Consider the following 26,718-nt stretch of genomic DNA (forward strand, 5'->3'; position numbering starts at 1 on the left):
GCAGGGGGTCATCCGGTGGCTGCCTTCGGGTGGTGGCGGCGTAGGTTGGCGGCGATGACGCGGTCGAGCATCCGGTCGGAGAGCAGCCGGGTCAGGCCGATGACCAGGGCGGCATCGCGGCCGATGGTGTAGCGGGTACGCGGTCTGCGGGCCGTCACGGCCTTCGCGACGACCCGGGCGGCGGCGTCGGCGGTCACGCCCGACGCCGTGCCGGTCTGCATCAACGTGTTGATCGCCTGGACCAGGCTGCCGTACCGGGCGTCCTGCTCCGGCGTCATCTCGGCGGCCAGTTGGTTCGCCGTGGCGATCCCACGGGCGGCCATTTTCGTGCGGACGCCGCCGGGCTCGACCACGACCACGGGTACGCCCAGCGGCGCGACCTCGCGCCGCAGCGAGTCGCTCACCGCCTCCAGGGCGAACTTCGCGCCGGCGTACGCCCCGTAGGTGGGCATGGCGGCCTTGCCGCCTATCGAGCTGATGTTGATCACGCGGCCCTTGTCGTGCAGGAGCGCGGGCAGGAGTGCCTGGGTGACGGCGACGTGGCCGAACAGGTTGACCTCGAACACCCGCCGCCACTGCGCCATCGGCAGTGCTTCGACCGGCGCGTTCACCTGGATTCCCGCGTTGTTGACGAGGGCGTGCAGCGTGCGCGGGTCGGCCGCGACCCGCGCGGCGAGTGCCGCGACCTGCTCGGAGCTGGTGATGTCGAGGATGACCGGCTCGATGCCGGTCGTGCGGATGGCGTCGGCGTCGTGGTCGCGTCGCACGCCGGCCAGGACGTGGAACCCCTGGCGGGCCAGTTCGCGGGCGGTTGAGGCACCCATGCCGGTGGAGGCGCCGGTGACCACGATCAGCTTCTGCATGGCCGCACTCTGCCTTATGCGACACCCTGTCGTCAAGTTTGCGACATGGTGTCGCAAACAGTGTCGCGCTGTCCATGCCCACGCGGCGCGCTGTCCGGGATCACCCGCGCCAGCTTCGGGTCGGCGTGGAGAACTGCGGGCGTCGTCAGTGGGGCACGGCGGCCGGGAACTCCTCGACCCCCAGCACGCGCAGCAGCTCGAGTTTCTCCCGGGCCTCGGCGTCGGCCGGGGTCAGCACCAGCAACTGCTGGCCGAGGTCGGGGGTGACCAGGGTTTCGCAGTCCATCGTGACGCGGCCCACGCGCGGGTGCAGGAACGTCTTGCGGTCGGCCCGGCGCACCGCCACCTCGTGCTCGGCCCACAGCCGCCGGAAGTCGTCGCTCGCCGCCCGCAACCGCTCGATCAGGCCGGTCACGGCCGGGTCGCCGGCCCGCCGGCCGGCCACCGCGCGCAGGTCGGCGACCTGCTGGCGGGCGTGTCGCTGCCATTCATCGGGGCCGTGGAGGTCGCGGACGGCCGGGTCGGTGAAGTAGCGGTAGGCGACGTAGCGGCGGTCGCCGGTCAGCCCGGTGTGGTCGCCGGCGAGCAGGATCGACATGCGGTTCTGCGCCAGGATCTCGCCGAGGTCGGACAGGACCATGGCGGGGGTGTCGCCCACCAGGTCGAGCAGGCGGATCAGGCCGGCCCGGGCCAGGCGGGCGATGCCGTCGGCGGGCGGCGGCTGGTGACCGGCCAGGTGGAACAGGTGGCTCCGCTCGTCGTCGGTCAGGCGCAGGGCCCGGGCCAGGGCACCGAGCAGCTGGGCCGACGGCTGGCTGCTGCGGCCCTGCTCGAGACGGACGACGTAGTCGACGGACATGCCGGCGAGCATGGCGACCTCCTCGCGGCGCAGGCCGGCGGTGCGGCGGCGGGGGCCGTCGGCGATGCCGGCCTCGGCGGGGCGGATGGCCTCGCGCCGGCGACGCAGGAAGTCGGCGAGCTGCTTGCGCTGCATGCCTCCATGCTGCCCCCGGGACCGGGCACGGAGCCAGGGAGCGGCGCTCCCACGACAAGCGCTCCGCTGCCAGCGGGCCGGGAAGCGGCGCAGGGTGGAGCCGAGATCGACCGACGAGGGAGAGTTTCGATGCAGACACGCACTCTGGGCGACACGGGTCCCACGGTTTCCGCGGTGGGGCTGGGGGCGATGAGCATGTCGGGGACGTATGGCCCGGCCGATCGCGGGGAGAGCATCGCCACCGTGCGGGCCGCGCTGGACGCGGGGGTCACGCTGGTCGACACCGGTGACTTCTACGGCATGGGGCACAACGAGCTGCTGCTGTCGGAGGCGTTGCGGGGACGCGACCGGGACAGCTATCTGCTGAGTGTGAAGTTCGGGCAGCAGGTGGGGCCGGGCATGCGGTTCGCTGGTCAGGACTCCCGCCCGGCTTCGGTGCGGAACTTCCTGAGCTATTCGCTGACCCGGCTCGGCGTCGACCACGTGGACATCTACCGGCCGGCCCGGCTCGACCGGTCGGTGCCGATCGAGGACACGATCGGCGCGATCAAGGAGATGATCGACGCCGGTTACGTGCGGTATGTGGGACTCTCCGAGGTGGACGCGGAGACCGTCCGCCGGGCGCACGCCGTACACCCGGTTTCTGATCTTCAGATCGAGTATTCGCTGTTGTCGCGGGCGGTCGAGGCCGACGTGCTGCCCACGCTGCGGGAACTGGGCATCGGGCTGACCGCGTACGGGGTGCTGGGCCGCGGCCTGCTTTCGGGCAACTGGGTGCCGGGGCGGGCGGACGATCCGCGTAACCACAGCCCCCGCTTCTCCGCCGAGAACGCGTCGCACAACCTCGCCTTGGTGGAGGCGTTGCGCCGGGTCGCCGACGCGAAGGGGTGCACGGTGGCGCAACTGGCGATCGCGTGGGTGGCGGCGCAGGACCCGTCCATCGTTCCGCTGGTCGGTGCGCGCACCCGGCAGCGGCTGGCCGAGGCGTTGCCGGCGCTGCACGTCAAGCTGTCGGCCGATGACCTCGAAGAGATCGAGGCGGCCGTGCCGAAGGGCGCCGCGCGCGGTGACCGTTACCCGGCGGCGTTCATGTCGAGCCTCGGCGTCGGCAACTAGGGCTTCGTCACGGGGTTCGCCGGGGCGGTGGTGAGTGTCCCCACCCCGGGTCTCGGGGCGATTTTCTCGTCGCGTCGTGGTGATCGCGGCGGGTATCGTGGCCGGGCCGGTCGCGGGACTTCGGTGCGACTTCCGGAACCCGCCTCTGAAGCGATGCTTCGCAGTTCGTGCCCCCAATCCCCGACCGGCCCCATCAGCACCGTGTGGAAAGGCGGTCCGCGGTCATGTCACGGGCGGATCGGGTCGCGTGCGAGGACGTGGTGATGTTCGTCAACGCCGCGATCGCCTCGACGGGCCAGCGTGAGTTCCGCTCCGGAGCCGCCACGCAGCGCCTGTCGTTGGCGTTCCTCCATGAGTACGTGCTGGGCAACTACCGCGACCTGTACGCCGCGACCCTGGCCCTGGACGTCAACCACTTCAACACCGGTATGGTCGTGACGAACCTGCTACGCACCGCCCGGGAGGCGAGCGGCCAGCAGCGCGCGACGGAGGGGCGGCTGATCGCGGCACGGCTGCGGACGTTGCCGCCGCAGCGGGTGTACGGCGTGTTCCGCGAACTGCGCCGGCTGGGGATCAACAACCGGCGTACCCGCGCCATCGTGCGCGACTGGGTGGCGGCCCGGCCCGACCCGGCCTTCGACGCGGTCAAGTACCGCCGATCGTTGTCGGTCGCCGCCCGCCACGCCCACCTCCCACTTCCCGGCGAGGTCGGTACGGCGTTGTTCGACTGGCGCCGCCCGAAGCGCTACGAGACACCGATCCTGGACGCGTGGCGACGCGCCCACTACGACCAGCGCGCCCTGTACGAGCTGCCGTACACCGTCGCCGAGGGACTGGCCGCCCAGCACGGCATCGACCGGGCCCGGTTCCTGTCCGGCATCGCGCCCAAGCTCACCGACGGCGAACGGTTGCGGTTGCAGGGGGCCGCCGCACGGCACAAGGTCGCGGCGGTCGCCCCGGACCTGGCCACCGCGCCCCTGACGCGTCTCGCGATCTACGCGCTGTCGCTGCCTCGCCCGGAACGCGCCCGGCGACGGGACGAGCTCACCGGAGCGCTGCGGGCCGCCGCGCGCCGCGCCGCCCGCCGGCAGGCGGGCACCTGGGGCCGGGTGGTGGCCGTCCTCGACGACAGCTACTCCGCCGCCGGCTCCGGCGTGAAGCGCGGCCGGCCGCTGGCCGTCGCCCTGGCCACGCACTATCTGCTGGAGGCCCTCGCCGCCGACTACGCCGGGCTGTGGCTGCACCACCGCGGCGAACCGTTGCTGGTACATCCCGTCGGCGCCACCGGGCTGGGCCTGCGCCTCGTCGACGCCCTCGAGCGTCGCCCCGACCGGCTCGTCATCGTCTCCGACGGCTGGGACAACGACCCGCCCGGGCAGGCCGCCGAGGTGCTGCGGGTCTGGCGTACCCGCCTCGATCCCCACCAGGCCACGAGCGTCGTGCACCTCAACCCGGTCTACGACGCCGACACCTTCGACGTGCGTCGTCTCGCCGCCGGCGTGGCCACGGTCGGTGTCCGGGACGCCGAGGACGCCGCCGCGCTCGTCGAGCTGGCCCGCTTCGCCACCGGCAGCGCCGGCTTCGACGAGCTGCGCCGCCACCTCGCCGACCGGGTCGAACGGTTCCTCAACGCCGGGCAGGCGGCGTCGTGACGGCCGTCGCCAGCGGAATCGACCTGACCGGGCTGGCCGCCGGCCCCGCCCAGACGTGGGGTGCGGTCCGCCTCGTCCCGCTACTGCGGGCGGTCCCCATCACCGACCTGCGTCTGCACGCCCGCCTCTACGACCCCGACGAACTGTCGATGGTCCGCACCGGGCCGCGCACCGGGTACCTCTCCTACCTCCCGCACGCGTTCGTCGCCACCTGGACCACCGACGCCACCCCGGCCGCCGCGTACGGCACCCAGCTGCGTGACCCCGCCGACACCGGCGCTCCCACCGGCATCCGGCTGGCGTCGCGCCGCCGCATGGCTCGCCGTGAGGACAGGCAACGGCTGCGGTTCCTGCCGCTGCACCTGGCCATGGAGGGGTACCTCACGCTGCAGTTCGGCGGCCCGCCCGTCGCCTGGCAGGAATGGACCCGCGACGCCGTCACCCGGGGGCTGTCCCCCCGCGTGGAGGCCAGCTACACCGGCGCCACCATCACCGGCCTCGACGAGGCACTACGCGTCTTCGAGATCCACCCCGACCAGTGCGGCATGCTGCTCTACGTCGCCGACGCGCTCGCCGCCGCGTTCGTCGTCCCGCACCCGGACGACTACCGCGCCCTGCACCCCACACTGTTGCAGGACTTCTACGGCGAACTGCTGTTCCACTACACCCAGCTGTATCCAGCCGTACCGGACTTCACCTTCCGTCTCGACGACACCCGCATCGCCAGCATCGCCGACCTGCGCGCGCAACTGGCCCGGGTGAACGCCGACTGGGCGGCGTCGCACGTCCTCATGGCCGACGGGCTGCTCACCGCCGAGCGACTCACCAGCACCCCGGTTCAGCGCATGGGCCGCTTCACCCTGTCCCGGTTCCTGCCCGCCTTCGACCCCGACGCCGAGAACCACATCGGCGAGACCATCACCGACGAGGCCGGCGCGTTGGCGTACCTCAAGACGTTTCGGCTGTCAGCCGCGCAGACCCGCCGTGGACACCTGCTGTCTCAGCTCGCCGCCACCGACTGGGACCTCGACGCCACCGCCGTCGCGCTCCGCACCGACCGGGACGGGCTGGTCCGACGACTCGACCGCGCCGGATTCGGCCGCCTGCTCCGCCGCGACATCATCGATTCCAGTCGTCGGCGTGAAGTCCCGGTGCGCGGCACCGGCAGGGGCGGGGCCTGACGTGTCGCGCCGCCGTCAGGCTTCCGGTGTCCCTCGCGGCCCGTGCGGGGACCGCAGGGACGGCAGCGCCCAGAGGAACGCGAGCAGGCCACCGGCCGTCGCGAGGACGACCGCCGGCCGCAGCCCGACCGACTGCCCCACCAGCCCGCCGAGCACCGCGCCGACCGGGCGTACCCCGAAGCTGATCGTCTGGTAGGCCCCCCGGACCTGGGTGCGCAGCGGCACCGGCACGGTGGAGACGAAGGTGGCGGCCACGCTGATGTCCTGCACCGAGCGGCCCACCCCGGACAGGAGCGAGGCGACGAGCACGACGCTCACGACCACCGCCGTCGGACCGGCCGCGACCGCGACGGCCGTCAGCGGCGCGGCGGAGAGCAGACTGCCGGCCACCAGGCTCCGGGGCATCCCGAGGCGCCGGGCGACCGCCGGGCGCGCCAGGGATCCCGCCAGGGCCCCGGCGGCCTCGGCGCCGAGCACGAGCCCGGTCACGGCTGCGGACAGGTGCAACGTCCGGGTGAGGAACAGGACGAGGAGAGCGTGGAACATCAGGTTGAAGAAGTTGGCGGTGGTGGTGACGCCGAGCGCGCCACGTAGGGCGGGGTCGGCCGCGATGAAGCGCAGCCCCGTGGTGGAGATCGGTGCGGTCCGTCGTGGCGGCGTCCGCGCCGCAGGGCGGTCGATCCTGGTCAGCAGGGCGGCCGACCAGAGGTAGGACAGCGCGTCCGCGGCCACCGCGACGGGGGCGGAGAGGACCGGGACCAGGAGACCGCCGGCACCGGATCCCGCCACGGACGCCACCGTGCGAGCGCTGTAGACCAGCGACTGGCCGGCGACGAGGCGGTCGTCGTCGAGGAGGGTGGGGAAGAGAGCGGCATCGGCCACGACGAACACCACCGACGCGCTCGCGACGATCGCGGTGAGCGCGTACAGGGCGGGCAGGTCCAACCAGCCCAGCCACCAGGCCGCCGGCAGCGACGCGGTCACCGCGAAGCGGACGAGGTCGGCACCGATCATCGGGGTCAGCGGGTGCCGGAAGCGGGCCACCCACCCTCCCGCCGGAATGGCGAACAGGACGCTCGGGATCCACGCCAGCGCCGTCAGCCAGCCCATCTGGGCCGGGCCCGCGCCGAGCAGCACTGCGGCGGCGACGGGCACCGCCACCGAGAGCACCCCGTCCCCGGCGGTCGAGACGCTCACGGCGCCCCAGTAACGCCGGAACGCCGGCACCCGCAGCGGCGCCACGTGCGACGGGAGGTCGGTCCGCGTCCATCGGCGTCCCCTTCCCGGGGCACCCGGGGGCCCTGCGCGTGCCCGGTCCGTGGCGGGCCGCTCCTGCGGCCGGCGCGGGAGGCGGCCCGCCACGGGACCGCGCGTCACTCGCTCCAGTCGGCGATCTTCATCGGACACCTCCTCTCGCCTCCAGGGACTCGCCGGCACCGGCCCCGAACCGGTGCCGCACGGCATGCGGCGGCCTGGGCAAGCTTTCAGCCCGGCTTGCGCGCGACGACGAAACTCTTGCGGTGCAGCTCCTCGTCGGCGTTCTCGGCCAGCTCGCCGAGGTGCAGCCCGTGGGTGGCCAGGTGCGTCAGGCCCACCTCGCCCAGCAGCCGCCCGACCACGTCCGGCGCGAAGTACGAGAACTCGTGCCGCTGGTGGAACCGCCGCCAGGTGATCCCGTCGTCGGTCGTGAACCGGTCGATCAGGTAGTCCGAGCCGTGCGGGTCGCGCCGCGACGACGCCCCGCGTACGACGGTGAACTCGTTCTCGCTGTCCTCCACGACCACGCGCGAGGGGTGCCGCCGATGGAATCCGGCGGTGCCGAGGTCGAAGACGAACAGGGCGCCCGGCGCCAGCAGGGCGGACACCCCGCGTAGCGCGGCGGACAGCTCCTGCTCGTCGCGCAGGTAGATGAACGGCTCGCCCAGCGTCACCGCGACGTCGAACACCCCGAGGTCGGGCAGCTCCCGCAGGTCCGCGACGACGAGGCGGACCTGCTCGGCGCCCGGCTTCGCCCGTGCCTGCCGGAGCATCTCCGGCGAGACGTCGACCGCGGTGACCTGGTATCCCGCCTGGGCGAGGCGGATGGCGGCCTGGCCGGTGCCGGCGCCCAGGTCGAGCAGGCGTCGTCCGGCTGCGCCGTGCCGCCCGATCAGGTCCAGGTAGAGCGCGACCCAGCGGTCGTAGTCGTTGCGTCGGGTGACGTGGTCGTACGTGCTCGCGATCGAGTCGTAGATCGTCTGCACCGAGCGACCCGTCGAGCGTAGCTCTGTCACCGTGAGCTCCTGTCGTCCACCGTGCTCGAAGCACTGGTGAAAGGCTAGGAGCGCGTTGTGGACAAGGAGTGGACGACGGATCGGGGCAGGTCAGGAGAAGGGTGGGACGGTGCGGTGGCGCCGTGCCCGTCAGCGGCTGGTCGCCGGGGCGGGCTCGGGCTCCAGGGTGACCTGGCTGCGGTGCGCGACCGGGACGATCAACGCCGACGCGGCGAGCGCGGCGAGGGCGATGCCCAGCCACCCCCAGAACCCGAACGTGATGACCAGGCCGGAGAGCACTGCCGGGCCGACGATGTTCTGCGTGATGACGTGCAGGTCGAACGCGCCCAGGTATTCGCCCTGGGCGTGCTCGGGGGCGAGCCCGAAGGCGAGTCCCCAGCCGGAGGCGGCCTGCATCACCTCGGCCACCGAGAGGATCAGCACGCCGGCGACGATCGCCACGCAGGCGAGCGCCACGTTGTCCTCCAGCGCGGTCAGGGCGATGACCAGGCATCCGCCGGCGAGCCAGTAGCCGGAGCGTCGGGCGAGCCGGCCGGCTCCCGCCACGGTGTCCGCGCCGCGGCTGGCCCGGACCTGGAACAGGATGACGAACACGGTGTTGAAGATCAGCAGCAGTGGCACCAGGAAGTGCGGCAGCGTGGTGCGGTTGAGTGCCCAGAGCGGCATGGTGACCAGGATGACGCTGACGTGCGAGGCCAGGATCGTGGAGACGCCGATGACCGCGAGGAAGCGCGGATCGCGTACGGCGGCGAAGCGCTTGAAGCCCACCGGCACCGGCCGGGACGGCGCGTCGGGCAGGCGGGTGACCAGCAGCGCGGCGCCGACCATCAGCGCGGCGGTGGTGAGCGGGATGAGCACCAGCAGCCGCTGGCTGAGGGCGGCGACGGCGGCCACCCCGATGCCGATGCTGAAGCCGATGTTGAACACCGAGCGCATCATGGCCTTGAGCTTGACCCGTTCGTCGGCGGGCACGAGGTTGCCGACCAGGGCCCCGTTCGTCGGTCCGGTGCCGTACTCGATGAACCCGACGGCGACCACCAGGGCGTAGAACTGCGCCGCGCTGCCCACCAGGGTGTAGAGGCCGAAGCCGACCGCCAGGGTGGTGAACAGGACGATCAGCAGCCGCCGCGCGCCCACCCGGTCGGCGATCACCCCGAAGAGCACCGACGACACGAAGGCGGAGAGGCCGGCCGCGGAGAGGCCCAGGCCGACCTGCTTGGCGTCGAGCCCGACGCGGAGTGTGAAGTAGACGACGCTGCCGCTGAGGAAGACGCCCTTGCCGATCGACTCGGCCAGCCGGATCGCGATCAGTTTCCTGCGCAGCGGATCGGTCGGCACCAAACGGAACGAATAATCAATCAATCGCGAAAAGGGCATGTTCCCACATCCTGGTGTAATGGCGCGGTCGTCATCAATAATCGTGATCGGGGTGGCGGATGGACAGGGCCTGCGGGCGGCGGCGGGCGGGACGACTTCCCGGCCGTCCGGGAAGTTTTCCGCTGGACAACCCGGGGCCGCTGCGCTAGGCGTAGGCGCAGATCGGGGCGGATCCCGCCGGCCGGACGACCGTAGGCGCAGGTCGTGACCTTGGGATCCACCATCGGCGCTGAAATGTTTCTGACTGACAGTAGCTGCGATCCATCTTCGTTTACGTAATTGACCTCGGAAAATAGGTCGGATGATTGACAGGGGGGCCCGCCGATCGTGTATATGTGTTGTTCTAGTAGATGTAGGTAGCTGTTCATGCCGATGAGGCGATCCGTTCCCGCGACGCCCTCCCGCCGGGAGGCGTCGCGGGCTGCTTGGGGACGGGGTGAGGTGTGGCAATGGTCGGCGTTGGCTCGTCCACGGACCTGGCTCATACGATGAGTCGGGATCCGGAGGAGGTCGCGGACGGGGCACAACCCCGGGTCGTGACGGTGGTGCTGGCCGACGCTCAGCCGGTGGTGCGCAGGGGGCTCATCGCCCTGCTGTCCACCTCGACTGAGATCGACGTGGTGGCCGAGGCGGGAACGGCGCAGGCGGCGCTGCGGAGCGCGGCGTCGGTCCGCCCCGACGTGCTCGTGCTCGACATCGCGATGCCGGACTTCCAGGCCGGCACTCTTCAGGAGATCACCCGGGTCTCGCCGTCGACCGCGGTGCTGGTCTTCACCGCCGTCGAGGACGAGGCCGTCGTGGTCACCACCATGCGTGCCGGCGCCCGAGGGTACGTGCTCAAGAGCTGCCCCGGCGACGGCATCGTGCGGACGGTCCGGGGCCTTGCCACCGGCGAGGTGATCCTCGGTCCCCGCGTCGCCGACCTGCTCATCGGGCAGCTCGGCCGGGAGCCGCGCAACCAGCAGATGTTCCCGGAGCTGACGGAGCGCGAGCGGCAGGTGCTGGAGCTGATCGCGGCGGGCATGCGCAACGCCGCGATCGCCGCCCGGCTCAACCTGTCCCCGAAGACGATCAGCAACCACATCTCGACGATCTTCAACAAACTGAACGTGTCGGACCGGTACGAGGCGATCGAGATGGCCCGCGAGGCCCGGTTCGCCCGCCCGCGGCCGTACCGGCCGGGGCTCGACCTGGTGGCCGGCGGCGGGAGTCCCCGGCTGCACGGCGCTGGCGCGATGCCGTTGCGTCGGGCGGGCGGCCCGGCGGCACTGGCCAGCCTGCGCTCGGTGGAGGGAACGGCATGACCCTGGACCTGGAGACCATCGCCAACCGGCTGGAGCCGCGCTTCGGCAAGGCCGCCCACCGCTGGGCCGGCACCTTGCCGCAGCGGCTGACCGATCTCGTCGCCGAGTGGGGGCTCGACCTCGGTGAGCAGCTCAAGTCCGGCAACTCCTCGGTGGTGTTCCGCTGCACCGGCCCGCAGGGTGAGGCGGTGCTGAAGCTGTCACCGGACAGCTACGCGGTGCGGGAGGAGGTCGACATGCTGCGCCAGTTCGGGCCCAGCGGGCGGGTGCCGGTGGTGCTGGCGGCGGCCCGGGGCGCGGTGCTGCTGGAGTCGATCCGGCCGGGCACGCTGGTGGAGAAGATGGCGCAGCCGCCCACCCCCGCCGACTACGCCGACTTCCTCACCGACCTACACGCCGCCGGTGACCCGGCCGCCGCGCCCCGGCAGCTCACCGACTGGATCGACGTGCTGTTCAACTCGGCGGTCCGGCGGGGCGCCGACCTCGCCGGGTCGAAGCGGCTGCGCGACGACCTCTTCGCGGTGCCCACCGAGACCGTGCTGCTCCACGGCGACCTGCACCTGGGCAACGTGCTCAGCGGCGGCGCCCGGGGGTTGGTGGCGATCGACCCGATGGCCTGCGCCGGCGACCCCTGCTTCGACGCCGTCGACTACGTGCTCGAAGGACTGGATCGCGCGGAGATGGTACGCCGCCGCGACGAGCTGGCCGCCGCCGCCGGGATCGACGTCGACCGGCTCGACATGTGGTGCCGGGTCACCGCGCCGATCGGCGCCACGTACGTCAGCAACCCGGCACACTCCGCCGAGCTGGCCGCCTTCGGGCGCGGCGAGTACTGACCCCCGGTCGGGCCGTCAGGTGGGGGGGGCACCGCGCGGGGGGCCACCCCGACCTCGCGTAGCCCTGGCTCCACGGCGGTGGCCGGGACGGTGACCGTGGGCCCGCCGGCGGGTCGGGCCCGGCGGAGCTGTCCGCCAGCCGACCGGGAGGTTTTCCCTGCCGGGGCGGGAAAGCCCGCTCTGTCGGGCGGGGTGCCCGGACGGCCACGATCGGTGCATGGTTCGTACCGGTCGTGCTTCGTTCGCTCAGGAACGGCTCTACTTCCTCAACCAGCTGCAACCCGGCAACCCGGCCTACGTGGTGGCCTTCGGGGTGCACCTGCACGGCACGCTTCGCCCGGAGGCGCTGCGCGCGGCCCTGCTGCGCGTCACCGCTCGGCACGAGGCGCTGCGTACCACGTTCGCGCTGGTGGACGGGGTGCTCGTCCAGCGGGTGGCGGACTCCCCGCAGGCGGAGATCGAGATCGAGGCCGGGGAGTGGGCCGACCGGGACACCCAGGAGGGGTTCCTGCGGACCCTGGTCGCCGAGCAGGCGCGTCGGGCGTTCGCGCTCGACGAGGGCCCGGTGCTGCGCGCCTACCTGCGTTCCTGGGGGCCCGACGAGCACACCCTGGCGGTGCTGGTCCACCACATCGCCTGCGACGGCTGGTCGGTCGGGCTGCTGCTGCAAGACCTCGCCGCCGAGTACAACGCCGCGCTGGCCGGGGCCGATGGCGCCGGCCACGCCGAACCCGCCGAGTCCTACCTGGCGTACGCGCAGCGGCAGCGCGCCGACTGGGAGCGGGACGGCTCCGGGCTGGACTTCTGGCGCACCACGCTGCGGGACGTCCCGCAGCTCGCGCTGCTCACCGACTTCCCCCGGCCGAGCGTGCTCGGCAACCGGGGCGCGGTGCTGCGGCGGCCGGTCGACGCCGGGCTGGTCGACCGGCTGACCGCGTGGGCACGGGAGCACGGCGCGACGCTGTTCGCGGTGACCCTGGCCGCCTACGCCGCGGTGCTGTCCCGCTACGCCCGCCAGGACGACGTGGTGATCGGGGTCCCGGTGGCCAACCGGATGGACGAGGCCGAGGAGCGCCTGGTCGGCTGCCTGGTCAACACCCTGCCGATCCGGCTCGACCTGGCCGACCGGCCCCGCTTCGCCGAGCTGGTCGACCGGGCCCGCCGGGCCAGCATGGCCGCCTTCGCCAACCAGGACGTGCCGTTCGAGGAGATCGTGCGGGCCACCGTGGGGGAGCGGCAGCTCAGCCACGCGCCGCTGTTCCAGACCTCGCTGACCGTGCAGAACTTCCCGTTCGCCTTTCCCGAGTTCGACGGGGTGAAGCTGACCGAGGTGGACGTCGAGGTCGACGTCACGAAGTTCGACGTGGGGCTCACCCTCGACGTCTCCACCGACGCCCCCTTCCTGCGCGCCGAGTACAGCACCGAGCTGTTCACCGAGGAGAGCGTCGCCACGCTGCTCCGGCACTACCTGACCTTCCTGCGCGCGATCGTGGACGAGCCGGACGCCGAGCCGTCCATGGTGGACGCCGCCGAGCACCGGCTGCTCGTCGAGGAGGTGAACCCGCCACTGACCGCCGAGCCGATCGGGTACCCGTCGGTGCTGCGCCGCTTCGACGAGCACGTGGCGCGTACCCCGGAGGCGGTGGCGGTGCGGCACCGCGACGCGACGGTGACGTACGCCGAGCTGGACCGCTGGGCCGGGCGGATCGCCGCCGGCCTCGCGGACCTGGGGATCGGCCACGGCGACCGGGTGGGGCTGCTGCTCGGCCGCTCGCCCGCGGTGATCGCGGCCATCGTCGGGGTGTGGCGGCTCGGCGCCGTCTACGTGCCGCTGGACCCGGAGTATCCCCGGCAGCGCCTCGACCTGATCACCGCCAGCGCCGGGCTGCGGATCATGCTGGCGGAGCCCGGGACCGCCGACACCGCCGGGGCGCTCACCGCCGGCCGGGGCATCCGGCTGGCCGACCCGCACACCCTCGACGGGGCCGCCGAGGTGCCACTGGCCTACCCTGCCGGGGACGACCCGGCCTACGTCATCTACACCTCCGGCTCGACCGGGGTGCCCAAGGGCGTGCTGGTCGGGCACGGCGGCCTGGACGCCCTGAACACCCCCACCCCCGGTGGTCTCGACGTCACCGCCGCCGACGTGTGGCTGGCGGCCAGCTCCTTCTCGTTCGACGCCTCGGTGTGGGAGATGTGGGGAGCGCTGACCACCGGCGGCCGGCTGGTCATCGCCGACCAGGCGGACCTGGTCGACCGGGAGCGGCTCGCCGCCCTGGTGCACCGGGAGGCGGTCACGGCGGTGTTCCAGACCCCGGGCGCCCTCTACCGGCTGCTGCCGCCCTACCTGCGGCAGCTCGGCGGCGGGCGGTCCCGGCTGCGCTACGTCGTCCTCGGCGGCGAGGCGTTGAGCTGGGCCCGGCTCACCCAGCTGGTCGGCGGGGCGCCCCAGCTGGACACGGTCTTCGTGAACATGTACGGCATCACCGAGGGCACCATCCACTGCACGATCTTCGCCGCGCCCGCCGCCGAGCTGGCCCGGGTCCGGGAGGGCACCATCGGCGTGCCGCTGCCCTCGGCCCGGTGCTACGTCCTCGACGAACAGCTGCGCCCGACCGGGGTGGACGTGCCCGGCGAGCTGTACTGCGGCGGGGTGCTCGTCGCGCACGGCTACGTGAACAACCCCGAGCTGACCGCCGCCCGCTTCCTGCCCGACCCGTACGGGCGGGGAGTCATGTACAAGACCGGCGACGTGGTCAAGTGGGGCGCCGACGGCACCATGGTCTACCTCGGCCGCAACGACACCCAGGTGCAGCTCCGCGGCTACCGGGTGGAGCTGGCCGAGGTCGAGGGCGCGTTCCTGACCCACCCGGCGGTGCGCTCGTGCGCGGTGGCGGCCGAGAACGACCAACTGGTCGCCTTCGTCGTCGGCGGGACCGGCCCGGACACCGAACGCGAGCTGCGCGGCCACGTCCGGCGGACGCTGCCCGCCTACATGGTGCCGGCCCGGATCCTCGCCGTCGAGGCGATCCCGCTCACCGCACACGGCAAGGTGGACACCGCCCGCCTGCTGGCCGAGACCCGCGCGGCCCGGACGGCCGCCGCGCCGGCCCCGGCCGCCGACCGCGCCGCCGGCACGGACCTCCAGGAGCGGGTACGGGCCTGCTGGAGCGAGGTGCTTGGCCGCTCCGACGTGGGGCTGCACGACAACTTCTTCGACCTGGGCGGGCACAGCTTCGCGCTGATCGCGTTGCAGCAGCGGCTCGCCGACGACGGGCTGGAGGTCTCCGTGACGGACCTGTTCCGGGCCGGCACGGTCGCCGGCTGCGCGGCGCAGCTGCGCGAGGCCGCCCCGGTGCTGGCCGACGCGCGGGTCACCCAGCGTCACCAGGGGCGGGCCCTGCTCGCCGGCCGGCGGCGCGGTGCCGGAGGCGGCCGTGGCTGAGCCCGACGACGACGCCGCGGTGGCCGTGGTCGGCCTGGCCGTGCGCGTCCCCGGCGCGGACCGGGACCTGGACCGGTTCTGGCACCACGTGGTGCACGGCATCGACGCCGTCAGCTTCTTCACCCCGGAGCAGCTGCTCGGCTGGGGCGTGCCGAAGGACCTCGTCGAGCATCCCGACTTCGTGCCGGCCCGGGCGGTGCTGGCGAGCGCGGACCGCTTCGACCACCGGCTGTTCAGCTACTCGCCGTCGGACAGCGCGCTGATGGACCCCCAGCAGCGTGTCCTGCTGGAGTGCGCGTGGGCCGCGCTGGAGCACGCCGGCCACCCACCGGTCGCCGCCGACGGCAACCGGATCGGGGTGTACGTCGGCACCGGGCTCAACGTCTACCTGCTCGACAACGTCTGGCCCAACCAGCGCGCCGTCGAGGCGGCCGGCGGCCTCGGGCTGATCATCGGCAGCGACAAGGACTTCGCGGCCACCCGGATCGCGTACAAGCTGAACCTGCAGGGCCCGGCGGTCACGGTGCAGGCCGCATGCTCGACCTCGCTGGTCGCGGTGCACCAGGCGGTGCAGGCGCTGCTGACGTACGACGCCGACGTGGCGCTGGCCGGGGCGGCGACGGTGGCGCCGCCGACGCGGCGCGGGCACCGGTACGAGCCCGGCGGCATCTTCTCCGCCGACGGCCGGTGCCGGGCCTTCGACGCCGCCGCCGACGGGACCGTGCCCGGCGACGGGGCGGGCGTGGTGGTGCTCAAGCGCCTCGCCGACGCCCGCCGGGACGGCGACACCGTGCACGCGGTCATCCGGGGGTCGGCGATCAACAACGACGGCCTGCGCAAGGCCGGCTTCACCGCGCCCGGCCCCACCGGCCAGGCGGCGGTGATCTCGGCGGCGCTGGAGGTGGCCGGCGTCGACCCGGACACCGTCGGGCTGATCGAGACGCACGGCACCGGCACCGCGCTGGGCGACCCGATCGAGGTGGCGGCCCTGCGGCAGGTCTTCGACAGCGACCGGCCCGACCGGGCCCCCTGCGCGCTCGGCGCGGTCAAGTCGGTCGTCGGGCACCTGGACACCGCAGCCGGCGTGATCGGGCTGGTCAAGGCGGTGCTGGCGCTGAAACACCGGACCGTCCCGCCGATCGCCCACCTGAGCACCCCCAACCCCCGGGTCGAGCTGGCCGGCTCCGTCTTCGACCTGCCGGTGGCGGCGCGGCCCTGGACCCCGATCGACGGGGTGCTGCGGGCCGGGGTCAGCGCCTTCGGCATCGGCGGCACCAACGCCCACGTCGTCCTCGAAGCCGCCCCGGACCCCGCGTCCCGCCGCCGTCGGCACGTCACCGAGCTGGTCCTCGTCTCCGCGAAGACGGCCACCGCGGCCCAGGACAGCGTCGACCGCGCGGTGGACTTCGTGGCCCGGACCGCCCCCGGCGACCTGGCCGACGTCGCGTACACGCTGCGCACCGGCCGCGCCGAGCTGCCCTGGCGGGCGGCGTTCCTCACCGGCCGGCACGCTCCGGCGGCCGGGACCGGCGTGCCGGGGCCGGCGGTGCGGCAGGTCGACGCGAAGGCGCGGGCGCGGGGCGTGGGCCTGTACCTCACCGCGGCCGGCGAGCTGACCGGCAACCGGCCGAACTACGACGCCGACCCGGTCTACCGGGCCACCGCCGACGAGGGGGCGGCGCTGCTGCGCGGGCAGCCCCTCGACGAGCCGGCCCGGGAGCGGGCCAACCGGCTGGTCGCCTGCGTCGGCCTGGCCCGGTCGCTACGCGGTCGGGGGATCGCGCCCCGCGAACTGGCCGGCACCGGCCTCGGCCTGCTGGCCGGCGCGGTGGTGGCCGGGGTGGTCACCCTGCCGGAGGCGGTGGCGCTGCTGCGCGGCGACCGCGACCCGGCCCGGCTCCGCCCCGCCGAGCTGCCGCTGCGGGCCGCCGGCGGGGAACCGCTCACCGACGCCGAGTGCGCCGATCCGACCCGCTGGCGGGCGGCGGCGCTCGCCCCGGCCGCGCCGCAGCCGCTCCCACCCGACGCGGACCGGCTGCTCTGGATCGAGGTCGGCACGAGCGTCACCCCCCGGTTCGGGCCGGACCCGTCGGCGCTGCCCACCGACCGGCACGCCCGGCTGCTGGCGACCGTCGGCGCGCTGTGGCAGCTCGGCCTGGCCGGCCCCTGGGATCCCGCGTACGACACGGGGCGGCGGCGGGTGCCCGCCCCCATCTACCCCTTCGCCGCCACCCGGCACTACCTGGACGCCCCCGCTACCCACCTGGACACAGAGAGGCACCACTGATGCGCGACGTAGACGACCGGACCTGGGTGGCCGAGTTCGAGGAGCTGTGGAAGGAGGTGCTCGGCGTCGACACGGTCGACGACGACGACGACTTCTTCGACCTCGGCGGCCACTCGCTGAGCGCGCTGCGGCTCAGCACCCTGATCCGCCAGGAGCTCAACCTCGCGGTGATGTTCGGTCACGTGCTGGAGAATCCCCGCTTCGCCGACCTGCGTACGGTGGCGGGCCAGGTGCCGGCGGACCGGCCGGCGGCGGAGGCGCGGTGATGGACCGCCCCGACCTGGCCGCCTGGACGCCACTGGCCGCCCAGGTGCTCGGCGTCGCGCCCGAGCACCTGCGTCAGGCGGCGGCCGCCGAGTCCTTCGTCGGGCTGGGCGGCACCTCGTTGCAGGCCATCGCGCTGGTCTCGCTCGGCCAGCGGGAGCTGCGGGCGCACGTGGAGGCGGGTCGGCTGCTGTCCGCGCTGCCGCTGGCGCAGGTGCTCGCCGACGCGGTCGAGTACGTCGACACCGCCCCGCCGGTGCTCGCGCGGCGGCCCGCCGAACGGGACCTGCTGCCCGGCCAGCGGTCCATGCTCGCCGCGCACCTGCTCGACCGGGACGCGCCCTACCACCTGATGTTCACCCTGGAGGCGGACGGCCCGCTGGACCCGGCCCGCGTCCGCCGGGTGCTGGGGGAGCTGGCCGCCCGGCACGAGGCGCTGCGCACCCGCTTCGTCCACGAGCCCCGGCAGGCCCGGATCGTGCTGCCCGCGCCGTACCAGCCGCGGCTGCTGCACCAGGCGCTGCCCGGCGACGACGCGGTCCGCACCGTGCACGACCTGTACGGCACCGCGGCGGGGCGGCTGCTGCGCCCCTTCGAGGAGCCGCCGGTCGTGTTCGTGCTGACCCGGGCCGGGGACCGGGACTTGCTGACCCTGCTGGTGCACCACGTGGTCAGCGACGGTTGGAGCATCGGGCTGCTCTGGCGCGAGTTCACCGCGCGTTACGCCGCCGACGCGGCGGGCGGCGCACCACCCGGTGACGACGCGCCCGCGCCCGCCCCGGACTGGATCGGCAGCCGGCTGGCCGCGCGGGAGGCGGCCGGGGAGGTGGACGCCGCGCTGGCCCGGATCCGGACCCGGCTGACGGGCGCGCCGAGCACGGTGGCCCTCGCCACCGACCTGCCCCCGCTGGCCGAGGCCGACGGGCGGGGCGCGCGCCTGCACTTCCACCTCGACCCGGCGACGGCCGGCGCGGTGACCGACCTGGCCCGCCGGTGCGGGGTGACCGTGACGTCGGTGGTCATGGCGGGCTGGGCGCTGGCCGCGTCCCGCCACGCCGGGCTGGACGACCTGGTCCTCGGGGTGCCCGCGGCGGGCCGCTTCGAGGCGGGCATGGCGGACATCGTGGGCCTGTGCACCCGGGTCGTCCCGGTGCGCTGCGCGAGCGGCGACGCGCTGACCGTACGCGAGCACGTCCGGGGCCTGGCCGGGGCGCTGGGCGAGGCGGCCGCCGACGCCGACGTGCCGTTCGAGCGGGTCGTCGCGGCGCTCGACGTCCCCGCCGACCCGGCGCGCAACCCGCTGGCGCAGCTCGGCTTCGCCGCCCACCACGAGCTGGTCCCCGACGAGCTGACCGGGGGCGGCCGGCGCTGGCGGCTGCACGAGGGGCACTGCCACGGGGCGGTCTTCGACGCCCTGCTCTACCTGCAGTCCTGGTCGGCGCGCCCGCGGCTGGCCCTGGAGTACGCGACGTCGGCGCTCACCGCCGCCGAGGCCGGCGAGCTGGTCGAGTCGTTCCGGGCGGCGCTGGCCGCGCTCGCCGCCGACCCCGACGCGCCCCTGGGTGAGGTCGGCACCCTCTCGCCGGCCCAGCGGGACCGGCTGCGCACCCTGGGCGGCGGTGACCCCCACCACACCACCGACGACGTGTGGCACCGGTTCGCCCGCCACGCCCACGACGCGGGCGAGAAGATCGCGCTGGTCGACCCGCAGGCCGGGCTCACCCTCACCTACCGCGAACTGCACGACCGCGCCGTGGCCCAGGCGGGCCTGCTGCACGTCCGCGGGGTGCGGGCCGGCGACGGGGTGCTGCTGGAGCTGCCGCGCTCGGCGGCGGAGGCGGTGGCGGTGCTGGGCGTGCTGCGCCTCGGCGCGTACTACGTGGCGGTCGACCGGGACGCCACCGACGAGTGGCGGGCACACCTGGTCGAGGCGGTCGCACCCCGCGCCCGGCTCGGCGTGGACGCACCCGCACCGCACCGGTCCGGCGTGGCCGACTGCCCGCTGGTCGACCTCCACGACCCGGCCCCGGTCCTCGACGCCGGCCCCGAGGCACCGGCCGGACCGGACCGGACCGCGTACACCTCGTTCACCTCCGGCTCGACCGGCGTGCCGAAGGGCGTCGTCGTCCCGCACCGGGCGGTGCTTCGCCTCGCCGACGACCCGGGGCTCTTCGTCGACCGGCCGGGCATGCGGATGCTGCGCCTGTCGCCGCTGGCGTTCGACGCGTCCACGCTGGAGCTGCTGGTGCCGCTGGCCAACGGGGACACCGTGGTGGTCTTCCCCGCCGGGGAGCCGACGCCCAGCGCGCTGACCGGGTTCCTGCGCGCCGAGGCCGTCAGCCACGCCTGGCTCACCTCGGGCGTCTTCCACCTGGTCGCCGACCACCGGCCGGACGCCTTCGCCGGGCTGCGGCAGCTCTTCACCGGCGGCGGCGTGGTCTCCCCGGCGCACGTGCGCCGGGCGCTGGCCGCCTGCCCGGGGCTGCGGCTCACCAACGGCTACGGTCCGACCGAGAACACCACGTTCACCACCACGTACTCGATCGACCACGCCGAGGCCACCCCGGACCCGCTGCCGATCGGCGGGCCGGTGCGCGGCACCGACCTGCACGTCGTGGGCCCGGGCGGACGCCTCGTCCCGCCCGGGGCGGTCGGCGAGCTGTGGGCGGCGGGGACCGGGCTCGCCGACGGCTACCTCGACGACCCGGCCCGCACGGACGCCTCGTTCGTCCGCTCCGCGGAGCTGGGGACGCGCCTGTACCGCACCGGTGACCTGGTGCGCTGGGGCGCGGACGGGCAGCTGCGGTTCCTCGGCCGCAACGACCGCCAGGTGAAGATCGCCGGCCACCGGGTCGAGCTGGTCGACATCGAGCGCCGGCTGCGCGCCCGCCCCGGCGTACGCGACGCGGTGGTCTTCACCGTCGGCGACCCGGCGACCGGGGTGCGCCTGTGCGCCGCCCTGAAGCCCGACGCGGACGGCGTCGACGTGGCCGACGTGCGCCGGGCGGTGGAGCCGGAGCTGGCCCCGTACGCCCGCCCGCAGCAGTGGCACACCGTGGCCGAGTTTCCGCTGGACCGCAACGGCAAGGTCGATCTGCGGGCGCTGGCCGCCCTGGTCGCCGCCACACCCCCCACCGCGGCCGCCGCGGCGGAGTCCCCGGCCTCGTCCCCGGCCTCGTCCTCGGCGTCGCTCACCGAGTTCGAGGAGCTGGTCACGGGGGCGTGGGTGGAGGCCCTGGGCACCGACGACTTCGACCTCGACGAGGCCTTCTTCGACGTCGGCGGGGAGTCCCTGCGGCTGGCCGTGGTCCGCCGGCTGCTCCAGGAGCGGCTGTCCGGCCGGACCATCCCGCTGACCGACCTCTACCGCTTTCCGACCGTCCAGACGCTGGCCCGGCATCTGCACGCACAGACCGAAGGAGTAGGCGCACCCTCATGAACGGCGACATCGCGATCGTAGGCATGGCGGGCCGGTTCCCCGGTGCCGCCGACGTCTGGCAGTACTGGTCCAACCTGGCCGCCGGACGGATCACCATCAGCTCGCTGACCCGCAGCGAACTGCTGGCCGCCGGGGTGCCCGCCGACCGGCTGGACGACCCCGCGTACGTGCCGGCGCGCGGGATGCTGGCCGACCCGGAGCTCTTCGACGCCGCCTTCTTCGGCATCACCCCCCGGGAGGCGGAGACCACCGACCCGCAGCACCGGCTGCTGATGCAGACCGCCTGGGCCGCGCTGGAGTCGGCCGGGCTCACCACCGACGCGCCCTTCGGCCGGGTCGGCGTCTTCGCCGGCGCGGGCTTCAACTACTACGCGCTGAACCACGTCTTCGCGCGGCCCGGCCTGGTCGACGCACAGGGGCTGCTATCGGTGGTGCTCGGCAACGAGAAGGACCACCTGGCCGCGAAGATCGCCTACCGGCTGGGCCTGGGCGGGCCCGCCGTCACCGTGCAGACCGCCTGCTCGACCTCGCTCGTGGCGGTGCACCTGGCCGCGCAGAGCCTGCGCGCCGGCGACTCGGACGTCGCGCTGGCCGGCGGGGCCTGCGTGGCCGTGCCGCAGCACTCCGGCTACCTGTACGAGACCAAGGGCATCATGTCGGCCGACGGCACCTGTCGCCCGTTCGACGCCACCGCGGAGGGGACCGTGCCCGGCAACGGCGTCGCCCTGGTGGTGCTCAAGCGCGCCGAGGACGCCCGCCGCGACGGCGACACCGTCTACGCGGTGATCAGGGGCTCGGCGGTGAACAACGACGGCAACCTGAAGGTCGGCTACACCGCCCCCGGGGTCGCCGGCCAGATCGACGTGCTGACCCGCGCGTACGCTGCCGCCGGGGTGGACCCCGCCACCGTGGGCTACCTGGAGGCGCACGGCACCGCCACCGAGGTCGGCGACGCCATCGAGCTGTCCGCGCTGACCGAGGTCTTCACCCGGGGCACCCGGCCCTGCTCGCTCGGCTCGGTCAAGGCCAACGTCGGCCACCTCGACGCGGCGGCCGGCGTCGCCGGGCTCATCAAGGCCGCGCTGGCGCTGCACTTCCGCCAGATCCCGCCGCTGGCCGGCCTGAAGCAGGCCCGGCCCGAGCTGCTCGACGGCTCCACCCCGTTCACGGTGGACGCCGTGGCCCGGCCCTGGGAGACCGACGGCACGCCGCGCCGGGCCGGGGTCAGCGCGTTCGGCCTCGGCGGCACCAACGTCCACGTGGTGCTGGAGGAGGGGGACGGGCCGGACGTGCCGGACCCGACCGTCCCGCCCGGGGAGCGCACCGAGCTGGTGGTGCTCTCCGGGCGTACCCCGGAGGCGGTCCGGGCCGCCGCCGAGCAGCTCGGCGAGCACCTGCGGCAGCGCCCCGACCTGCCGCTGGCCGACGTCGCCCGCACCCTCCAGTCGTACCGCCGGCACTTCCCGCACCGGCTCGCGGTGGCCGCCAGGGACCTCGCCGAGACGGCGACCCGGCTGCGCCGCGCCCCGGCCCGGGCGGCGGCCCGCCGGCCCAGCGTGGTCCTGCTCTTTCCCGGCCAGGGCACCGAGTTCCCCGCCATGTCCCGGGGCCTCTACGACCGTTACCCCTCGTTCCGGGCCGACCTCGACCGGGGGGCGCGGCTGCTCACCCCGATCCTCGGGCTGGACCCGCGCGACGTGCTGGTCGACGACGACCCGCACGACGTGGTGCACCGCACCGACGTGACCCAGCCCGTGCTGGCGCTGCACGAGCTGGCCCTCGGCCGCCTGCTGCTCTCCTGGGGGGTACGCCCGGCCGCGCTGGTCGGCCACTCCGTCGGCGAGTTCGCCGCCGCCGCGCTGGCCGGGGAGCTGGCCGGCGACGACATGCTGCGCCTGGTGGCGGCCCGGGGCCGGCTCATGCACGACGCACCCGAGGGCGGCATGCTGGCCGTCCTCGCCTCCCCGCCCGTTCTCACCCCCCACCTGGCCGGCCTGGACGAGCTCGACGTGGCCGCGCGCAACGCCCCCGACCTGACCGTGGTGGCCGGGCCGGTGGCGCAGCTCGACGCGCTGCGGGAGCGGCTGACCGGGGCGGGCGTGCACTGGCGGGCGCTGCCCGCCCGGCGGGCCTTCCACAGCCGGATGATGGCCGACGCGGCCCGGCGGTTCGGCGTCGAGGCCGACCGGGTGGACCAGCGTCCCCGCACCGTTGCGGTGGTCAACACAGTGGACGGGGCGCTGCTCGGCAAGGGGCTGTCCCGCCCGGCGGGCTACTGGGCGACCCAGCTGCGCAGCCCGGTCGGCTACCACGACGCGCTGCTGACCGCGCTCGGCCTGCCCGACCCGGTCCTGGTCGAGGTGGGGCCGGGAAGCGCGCTGACCGGCGCCGCCCGGCAGACCCCGCAGGGCCGGCCGGTGCCCGGGTACGCCCTGCAGCCACGGCCGACGGCCCGCCCGGACGCCGGTGACGTGCTGGCCGGCATCGGCGCGCTCTGGACGGCCGGGGTGGGCGTGGACTGGCCGGCGCTGCGCGGCGACACCGGCAGCCGGCGGGTCGCGCTGCCCGGCTACCCGTTCGCCCCCACCCGGCACTGGCTCGACGCCACACCGCCGGTCCCGGACGACCCGGCACCGGGCCCGGACCTCCCGGCGTCGCCGGCCGGCGGCGAGGACGGCCTCGTGGGGGAGCTCGTGGCGCTCTGGACCGCCCTGCTCGGCGTCCCGGAGATCGGCCCGGACACGAACTTCTTCGCGGTCGGCGGCGACTCGCTGCTGCTCATCCGCATGATCAGCCAGGTGCGGCGCCGCTACGGGGTGCGGGTGCCGATCGACACCCTCACCGCGGACGCCACGCCGCGCGTGCTCGCCGGGCTGGTGACCGCGTGAGCGCCCGCCACGACGACCTGGACCTCGCCGCCGCGGTGGCGGCCGTGCTCTGCCACCGGCTCGACGGCGCGACCGAGGTCGCGGTGCACGGCCCGCGCGGCGAGCTGCGGCTGCGCGTGGGCCCGGAGCACACCCTCGACCAGGTACGCGCGCAGGCGCGCAGCCTGTCCCCGGCGGCGGCGGTTCCTGACGTGCTACCCGCAGCGGTGCCGGACGTGCTGCTGCCCGCGGCGGTGCCGGACGTGCTGCTACCCGCGGCGGAGCCGGGCGTGTTGCTGACCGCGGAGCCGGACGTGCTGCTGCCCGCATCGGCCGCCACCGCCGGCGGCGTCGCGGCGACCCTGGGTAGCCTGCCGGTGCGCTTCCTGCGCCATTACGGCGACGCCCGGTGGCTGCCGGAGCGCCTGCGCACCCTGCACGCCTGGCTCACCGCCCACCCGGACCGGCCGGTGCGGGAGGCGACGCTGGTCGGCCCCGAGGAACGCCGGACCCTGCTCGGCTTCAACCCCGCGCCGACGCCCGCCCCGCGCACCCCCGTGCACGAGCTGATCTGCCGGCAGGCGGCACGCACCCCGGACGCCGTCGCGCTGCGCGGCGACGGCCGCCACCTCAGCTACCGCGAGTTCCTGGACGAGGCGGCGGCGCTGGCCGGACGGCTGCGCGCCGACGGGGTGGGGCCGGGGGCGGTGGTCGGGCTCTGCGCCGAGCGCAGCCCCGAACTGGTGGTCGCGGTGCTCGGCGTGCTGCTGGCCGGTGCGGCGTACCTGCCGATCGACCCGGCGCACCCGCGGCCCCGGCTCGACCTCATGCTCGGCACCGCCGGGGCGGCGCTGGTGCTGGCCGACCCGGCGGGGCAGGCCGCCCTCGGCGCCGAGCCGACCGTGCCCGTCCGCCCGCTGGACGGCGGCGACCGGCCCGCCCCGCCGGTCGACTGGCGCGGCTACCGGGCGCCGGAGGAGGTGGTCAACGGCCTCTCGTACGTGATCTTCACCTCCGGGTCGACGGGCGCGCCCAAGGGCGTGCAGATGACGCACCTGTCGCTGGCCAACCGCCTGGCCTGGATGCAGGATACCTATCGGATCGGCCCGGGTGACGTGGTGTTGCAGAAGACGCCGTACACCTTCGACGTTTCGGTGTGGGAGCTGCTCTGGCCCTTCCTCACCGGCGCCACCCTGGTGACGGCGCAGCCGCAGGCCCACCGCGACCCGCAGGAGATGGTCGAGGTGATCGCCCGCGAGTCGGTGACCACCGTCCACTTCGTGCCCTCCATGCTCGCCCTCTTCGTCGAGGAGGCGGGACTGGACCGCTGCGCCGACCTGCGCCGGGTGATCTGCAGCGGGGAGGCGCTGCCGCCGAAGCTGGTCAACAAGCTCACCGCCGTGCTACCCGGGGCGCGGGTGCACAACCTGTACGGCCCCACCGAGGCGGCCATCGACGTCACCGCCTGGCAGTGCCGCCGGCCCGAACCGGCGGACACCGTGCCGATCGGCCGGCCGATCAGCAACGTCGTCGCGTACGTGCTCGACGACCGGGGCGATCTCGCCCCGCTGGGCCAGGTCGGGGAGCTGGTGGTCGGCGGGGACTGCCTCGCGCGCGGCTATGCCGGCCGGCCCGACCTGACCGCCGAGCGGTTCGTCGAGGTGACGGTGGCCGGCCGGCCGCAGCGGGTGTACCGGACCGGGGACCTGGTCTGGTGGTCGCCGGAGGGCCACCTCAACTACGTCGGCCGGGTCGACACCCAGGTCAAGATCCGCGGGCAGCGGGTGGAGCTGGGGGAGATCGAGTCGACCCTCAACCGGCACCCGCTCGTGGCCAACAGCGTCGTGCTGCTCCGCGAGGACCTCGGAGCCGCGCCGACCCTGGTGGCGTACCTGGTCGCCGAGCGCGACGCCGACCCGGCCCGGCTGACCGAGCCGGCGCTGCGCGCCTTCCTCGCCGAGGCGCTGCCCGACCACATGGTGCCGGTACGCTACGTCCTCCTGCCCGAGCTGCCCGCCACCGCCAACGGCAAGATCGACCGGCGGGCGCTGCCCCCTCCGCCGGCCCGGGTCCGCCGCCGCTCCGGCGTCCGGGCGGGCCGCCCCGATCCCGTCGCCTCGCCGTCCGGGGCATGATCCGTCGTGGTTCCGGCTGGTCAATGGTTAGGAGCGGAAGGTGTTCCCTATCGTCCGGCAGCGCGCCCGCGTCACGACTGGGCCAGGCGGCCGGGCAGCTGACCCGGCGGTGCTGTTCAAGCTCGTCAAGGCTGCCCAGGACCGGTGGCGGGCGGTCAACGCTCCCCACCGCGTCGCCCTGGTCCGTGCTGGTGTCACGTTCATCAACTACCACCTCGTCGGGGCCGGCCGCAGCATGACCACCGGTGGCGGCCGGCCGCAGTGGCCTACCGACAAACTGAACGCGCTGCGCCTGGACCGGCGTTTGGTCACCGAGGTAACCGCTGCCGGACCCGCTCGACGAGGGTTCGTCGACATACGCCCCGTCACGACCGCCGCTGACGCCGACGCCCGACGGCAAGGCTGGACCAGATCCGACCCTGACCGCACCTTCACCCTGGAGCACTGGGACTACGACGCCAACCAGATCGCCGGCTTCGACCACGACGTCGGCGCTATCCTCGTCCGCGCCACCACCGTCACCGGCGAAGCCCAACTCGTCGCGGCCCTCGAAGCATGGAACCTGCAGCCAGAGCAGTTCCTCCACCCATGGCAGACCGACGACCCGAGGTAGCAGTCGACTTTCCGCCGAGACTCACCGATCCCGTGACGACGTACGCGGTGACCGGGCTCGTTGCCGTCGGAC

At 74.4% G+C, this 26,718-nt stretch carries 16 protein-coding genes and 1 pseudogene; 12 read left to right on the forward strand and 5 right to left on the reverse strand.

Annotated elements, in window-relative coordinates; all coding sequences use genetic code 11:
• Positions 1–8: 8 nt before the first annotated feature.
• Together LPA42_RS19040 and LPA42_RS19045 are read right to left on the reverse strand one after the other, a co-directional pair.
• Positions 9–863 (reverse strand): SDR family NAD(P)-dependent oxidoreductase, encoded by an 855-nt coding sequence (locus LPA42_RS19040; RefSeq protein WP_077939611.1) that lies wholly within the window; start codon positions 861–863, stop codon positions 9–11.
• 145 nt (positions 864–1,008) lie between these two features.
• A complete protein-coding gene (locus tag LPA42_RS19045) occupies positions 1,009–1,857 on the reverse strand; it encodes a helix-turn-helix transcriptional regulator (RefSeq protein WP_077939612.1) in 849 nt (282 codons plus the stop codon).
• A gap of 129 nt (positions 1,858–1,986) precedes the next feature.
• Here LPA42_RS19045 and LPA42_RS19050 point away from each other — a divergent pair, with 129 nt between their 5' ends.
• The 3 genes from LPA42_RS19050 to LPA42_RS19060 all read left to right on the forward strand — a co-directional run bounded on the left by LPA42_RS19050 (position 1,987) and on the right by LPA42_RS19060 (position 5,806).
• Positions 1,987–2,973: an aldo/keto reductase gene (locus LPA42_RS19050; RefSeq protein ID WP_077939613.1), complete on the forward strand. Its 987-nt coding sequence runs from the start codon at positions 1,987–1,989 to the stop codon at positions 2,971–2,973.
• Positions 2,974–3,197: 224 nt separating this feature from the next.
• Complete coding sequence (locus LPA42_RS19055) at positions 3,198–4,625, forward strand: hypothetical protein (RefSeq protein ID WP_077939614.1); 1,428 nt, start codon at positions 3,198–3,200, stop codon at positions 4,623–4,625.
• Positions 4,622–5,806, forward strand: coding sequence for a hypothetical protein (locus LPA42_RS19060; protein WP_077939615.1), 1,185 nt, complete (start codon positions 4,622–4,624; stop codon positions 5,804–5,806). The genes LPA42_RS19055 and LPA42_RS19060 overlap by 4 nt, the downstream gene beginning before the upstream one ends.
• A 15-nt stretch (positions 5,807–5,821) precedes the next feature.
• Here LPA42_RS19060 and LPA42_RS19065 read toward each other — a convergent pair whose 3' ends face one another.
• The 3 genes from LPA42_RS19065 to LPA42_RS19075 form a co-directional block, all read right to left on the reverse strand.
• Positions 5,822–7,270 (reverse strand): MFS transporter, encoded by a 1,449-nt coding sequence (locus tag LPA42_RS19065; protein WP_077939616.1) that lies wholly within the window; start codon positions 7,268–7,270, stop codon positions 5,822–5,824.
• Between the two features lie 20 nt (positions 7,271–7,290).
• Positions 7,291–8,079, reverse strand: a complete 789-nt coding sequence (locus LPA42_RS19070) for a class I SAM-dependent methyltransferase (RefSeq protein WP_158229481.1) — start codon at positions 8,077–8,079, stop codon at positions 7,291–7,293.
• Positions 8,080–8,208: 129 nt separating this feature from the next.
• Entirely contained in the window at positions 8,209–9,456 is a 1,248-nt protein-coding gene (locus LPA42_RS19075) for an MFS transporter (protein ID WP_077939618.1), read from the reverse strand.
• A gap of 488 nt (positions 9,457–9,944) precedes the next feature.
• Between LPA42_RS19075 and LPA42_RS19080 the strand changes: the two genes are divergently transcribed.
• From LPA42_RS19080 to LPA42_RS19120, 9 genes and pseudogenes are all read left to right on the forward strand, one after another.
• Positions 9,945–10,760 (forward strand): response regulator transcription factor, encoded by an 816-nt coding sequence (locus LPA42_RS19080; RefSeq protein ID WP_077939619.1) that lies wholly within the window; start codon positions 9,945–9,947, stop codon positions 10,758–10,760.
• Entirely contained in the window at positions 10,757–11,596 is an 840-nt protein-coding gene (locus LPA42_RS19085; protein WP_077939620.1) for an aminoglycoside phosphotransferase family protein, read from the forward strand. Before LPA42_RS19080 ends, LPA42_RS19085 begins: the two co-directional genes overlap by 4 nt.
• A 217-nt stretch (positions 11,597–11,813) precedes the next feature.
• On the forward strand, positions 11,814–15,041 hold the full coding sequence (locus LPA42_RS19090; RefSeq protein WP_077939621.1) for a non-ribosomal peptide synthetase: 3,228 nt from the start codon (positions 11,814–11,816) through the stop codon (positions 15,039–15,041).
• On the forward strand, positions 15,034–17,328 hold the full coding sequence (locus tag LPA42_RS34535; RefSeq protein ID WP_158229482.1) for a polyketide synthase: 2,295 nt from the start codon (positions 15,034–15,036) through the stop codon (positions 17,326–17,328). Before LPA42_RS19090 ends, LPA42_RS34535 begins: the two co-directional genes overlap by 8 nt.
• Entirely contained in the window at positions 17,328–17,594 is a 267-nt protein-coding gene (locus LPA42_RS19100) for a phosphopantetheine-binding protein (protein WP_077939623.1), read from the forward strand. Before LPA42_RS34535 ends, LPA42_RS19100 begins: the two co-directional genes overlap by 1 nt.
• Positions 17,594–21,031, forward strand: a complete 3,438-nt coding sequence (locus tag LPA42_RS19105; RefSeq protein ID WP_077939624.1) for a non-ribosomal peptide synthetase — start codon at positions 17,594–17,596, stop codon at positions 21,029–21,031. The genes LPA42_RS19100 and LPA42_RS19105 overlap by 1 nt, the downstream gene beginning before the upstream one ends.
• Positions 21,028–23,919, forward strand: coding sequence for a type I polyketide synthase (locus LPA42_RS19110; protein WP_077939625.1), 2,892 nt, complete (start codon positions 21,028–21,030; stop codon positions 23,917–23,919). The genes LPA42_RS19105 and LPA42_RS19110 overlap by 4 nt, the downstream gene beginning before the upstream one ends.
• The gene (locus tag LPA42_RS19115; RefSeq protein WP_077939626.1) at positions 23,916–26,033 is read left to right on the forward strand and encodes an amino acid adenylation domain-containing protein; all 2,118 of its coding nucleotides are present in this window, start codon (positions 23,916–23,918) and stop codon (positions 26,031–26,033) included. The genes LPA42_RS19110 and LPA42_RS19115 overlap by 4 nt, the downstream gene beginning before the upstream one ends.
• Positions 26,034–26,085: 52 nt before the next feature.
• Positions 26,086–26,226 (forward strand): annotated as a pseudogene (locus LPA42_RS19120) (IS256 family transposase); the annotation flags it as partial.
• Between the last annotated feature and the right edge of the window lie 492 nt (positions 26,227–26,718).

The organism is Micromonospora sp. DH13 (assembly GCF_020873825.1).
Taxonomy (GTDB): Bacteria; Actinomycetota; Actinomycetes; order Mycobacteriales; family Micromonosporaceae; genus Micromonospora; species Micromonospora haikouensis.

What these genes read in the sequence shown, in the direction of transcription:
- LPA42_RS19100 (WP_077939623.1), top strand. Translation starts at nt 17,328, where the DNA reads ATGCGCGACGTAGACGACCGGACCTGGGTGGCCGAGTTCGAGGAGCTG.
- LPA42_RS19045 (WP_077939612.1), bottom strand. Translation starts at nt 1,857, where the DNA reads ATGCAGCGCAAGCAGCTCGCCGACTTCCTGCGTCGCCGGCGCGAGGCC.
- LPA42_RS19080 (WP_077939619.1), top strand. Translation starts at nt 9,945, where the DNA reads ATGAGTCGGGATCCGGAGGAGGTCGCGGACGGGGCACAACCCCGGGTC.
- LPA42_RS19110 (WP_077939625.1), top strand. Translation starts at nt 21,028, where the DNA reads ATGAACGGCGACATCGCGATCGTAGGCATGGCGGGCCGGTTCCCCGGT.
- LPA42_RS19050 (WP_077939613.1), top strand. Translation starts at nt 1,987, where the DNA reads ATGCAGACACGCACTCTGGGCGACACGGGTCCCACGGTTTCCGCGGTG.
- LPA42_RS19075 (WP_077939618.1), bottom strand. Translation starts at nt 9,456, where the DNA reads ATGCCCTTTTCGCGATTGATTGATTATTCGTTCCGTTTGGTGCCGACC.
- LPA42_RS19085 (WP_077939620.1), top strand. Translation starts at nt 10,757, where the DNA reads ATGACCCTGGACCTGGAGACCATCGCCAACCGGCTGGAGCCGCGCTTC.
- LPA42_RS19090 (WP_077939621.1), top strand. Translation starts at nt 11,814, where the DNA reads ATGGTTCGTACCGGTCGTGCTTCGTTCGCTCAGGAACGGCTCTACTTC.
- LPA42_RS19105 (WP_077939624.1), top strand. Translation starts at nt 17,594, where the DNA reads ATGGACCGCCCCGACCTGGCCGCCTGGACGCCACTGGCCGCCCAGGTG.
- LPA42_RS19040 (WP_077939611.1), bottom strand. Translation starts at nt 863, where the DNA reads ATGCAGAAGCTGATCGTGGTCACCGGCGCCTCCACCGGCATGGGTGCC.
- LPA42_RS19065 (WP_077939616.1), bottom strand. Translation starts at nt 7,270, where the DNA reads ATGCCGTGCGGCACCGGTTCGGGGCCGGTGCCGGCGAGTCCCTGGAGG.
- LPA42_RS19055 (WP_077939614.1), top strand. Translation starts at nt 3,198, where the DNA reads ATGTCACGGGCGGATCGGGTCGCGTGCGAGGACGTGGTGATGTTCGTC.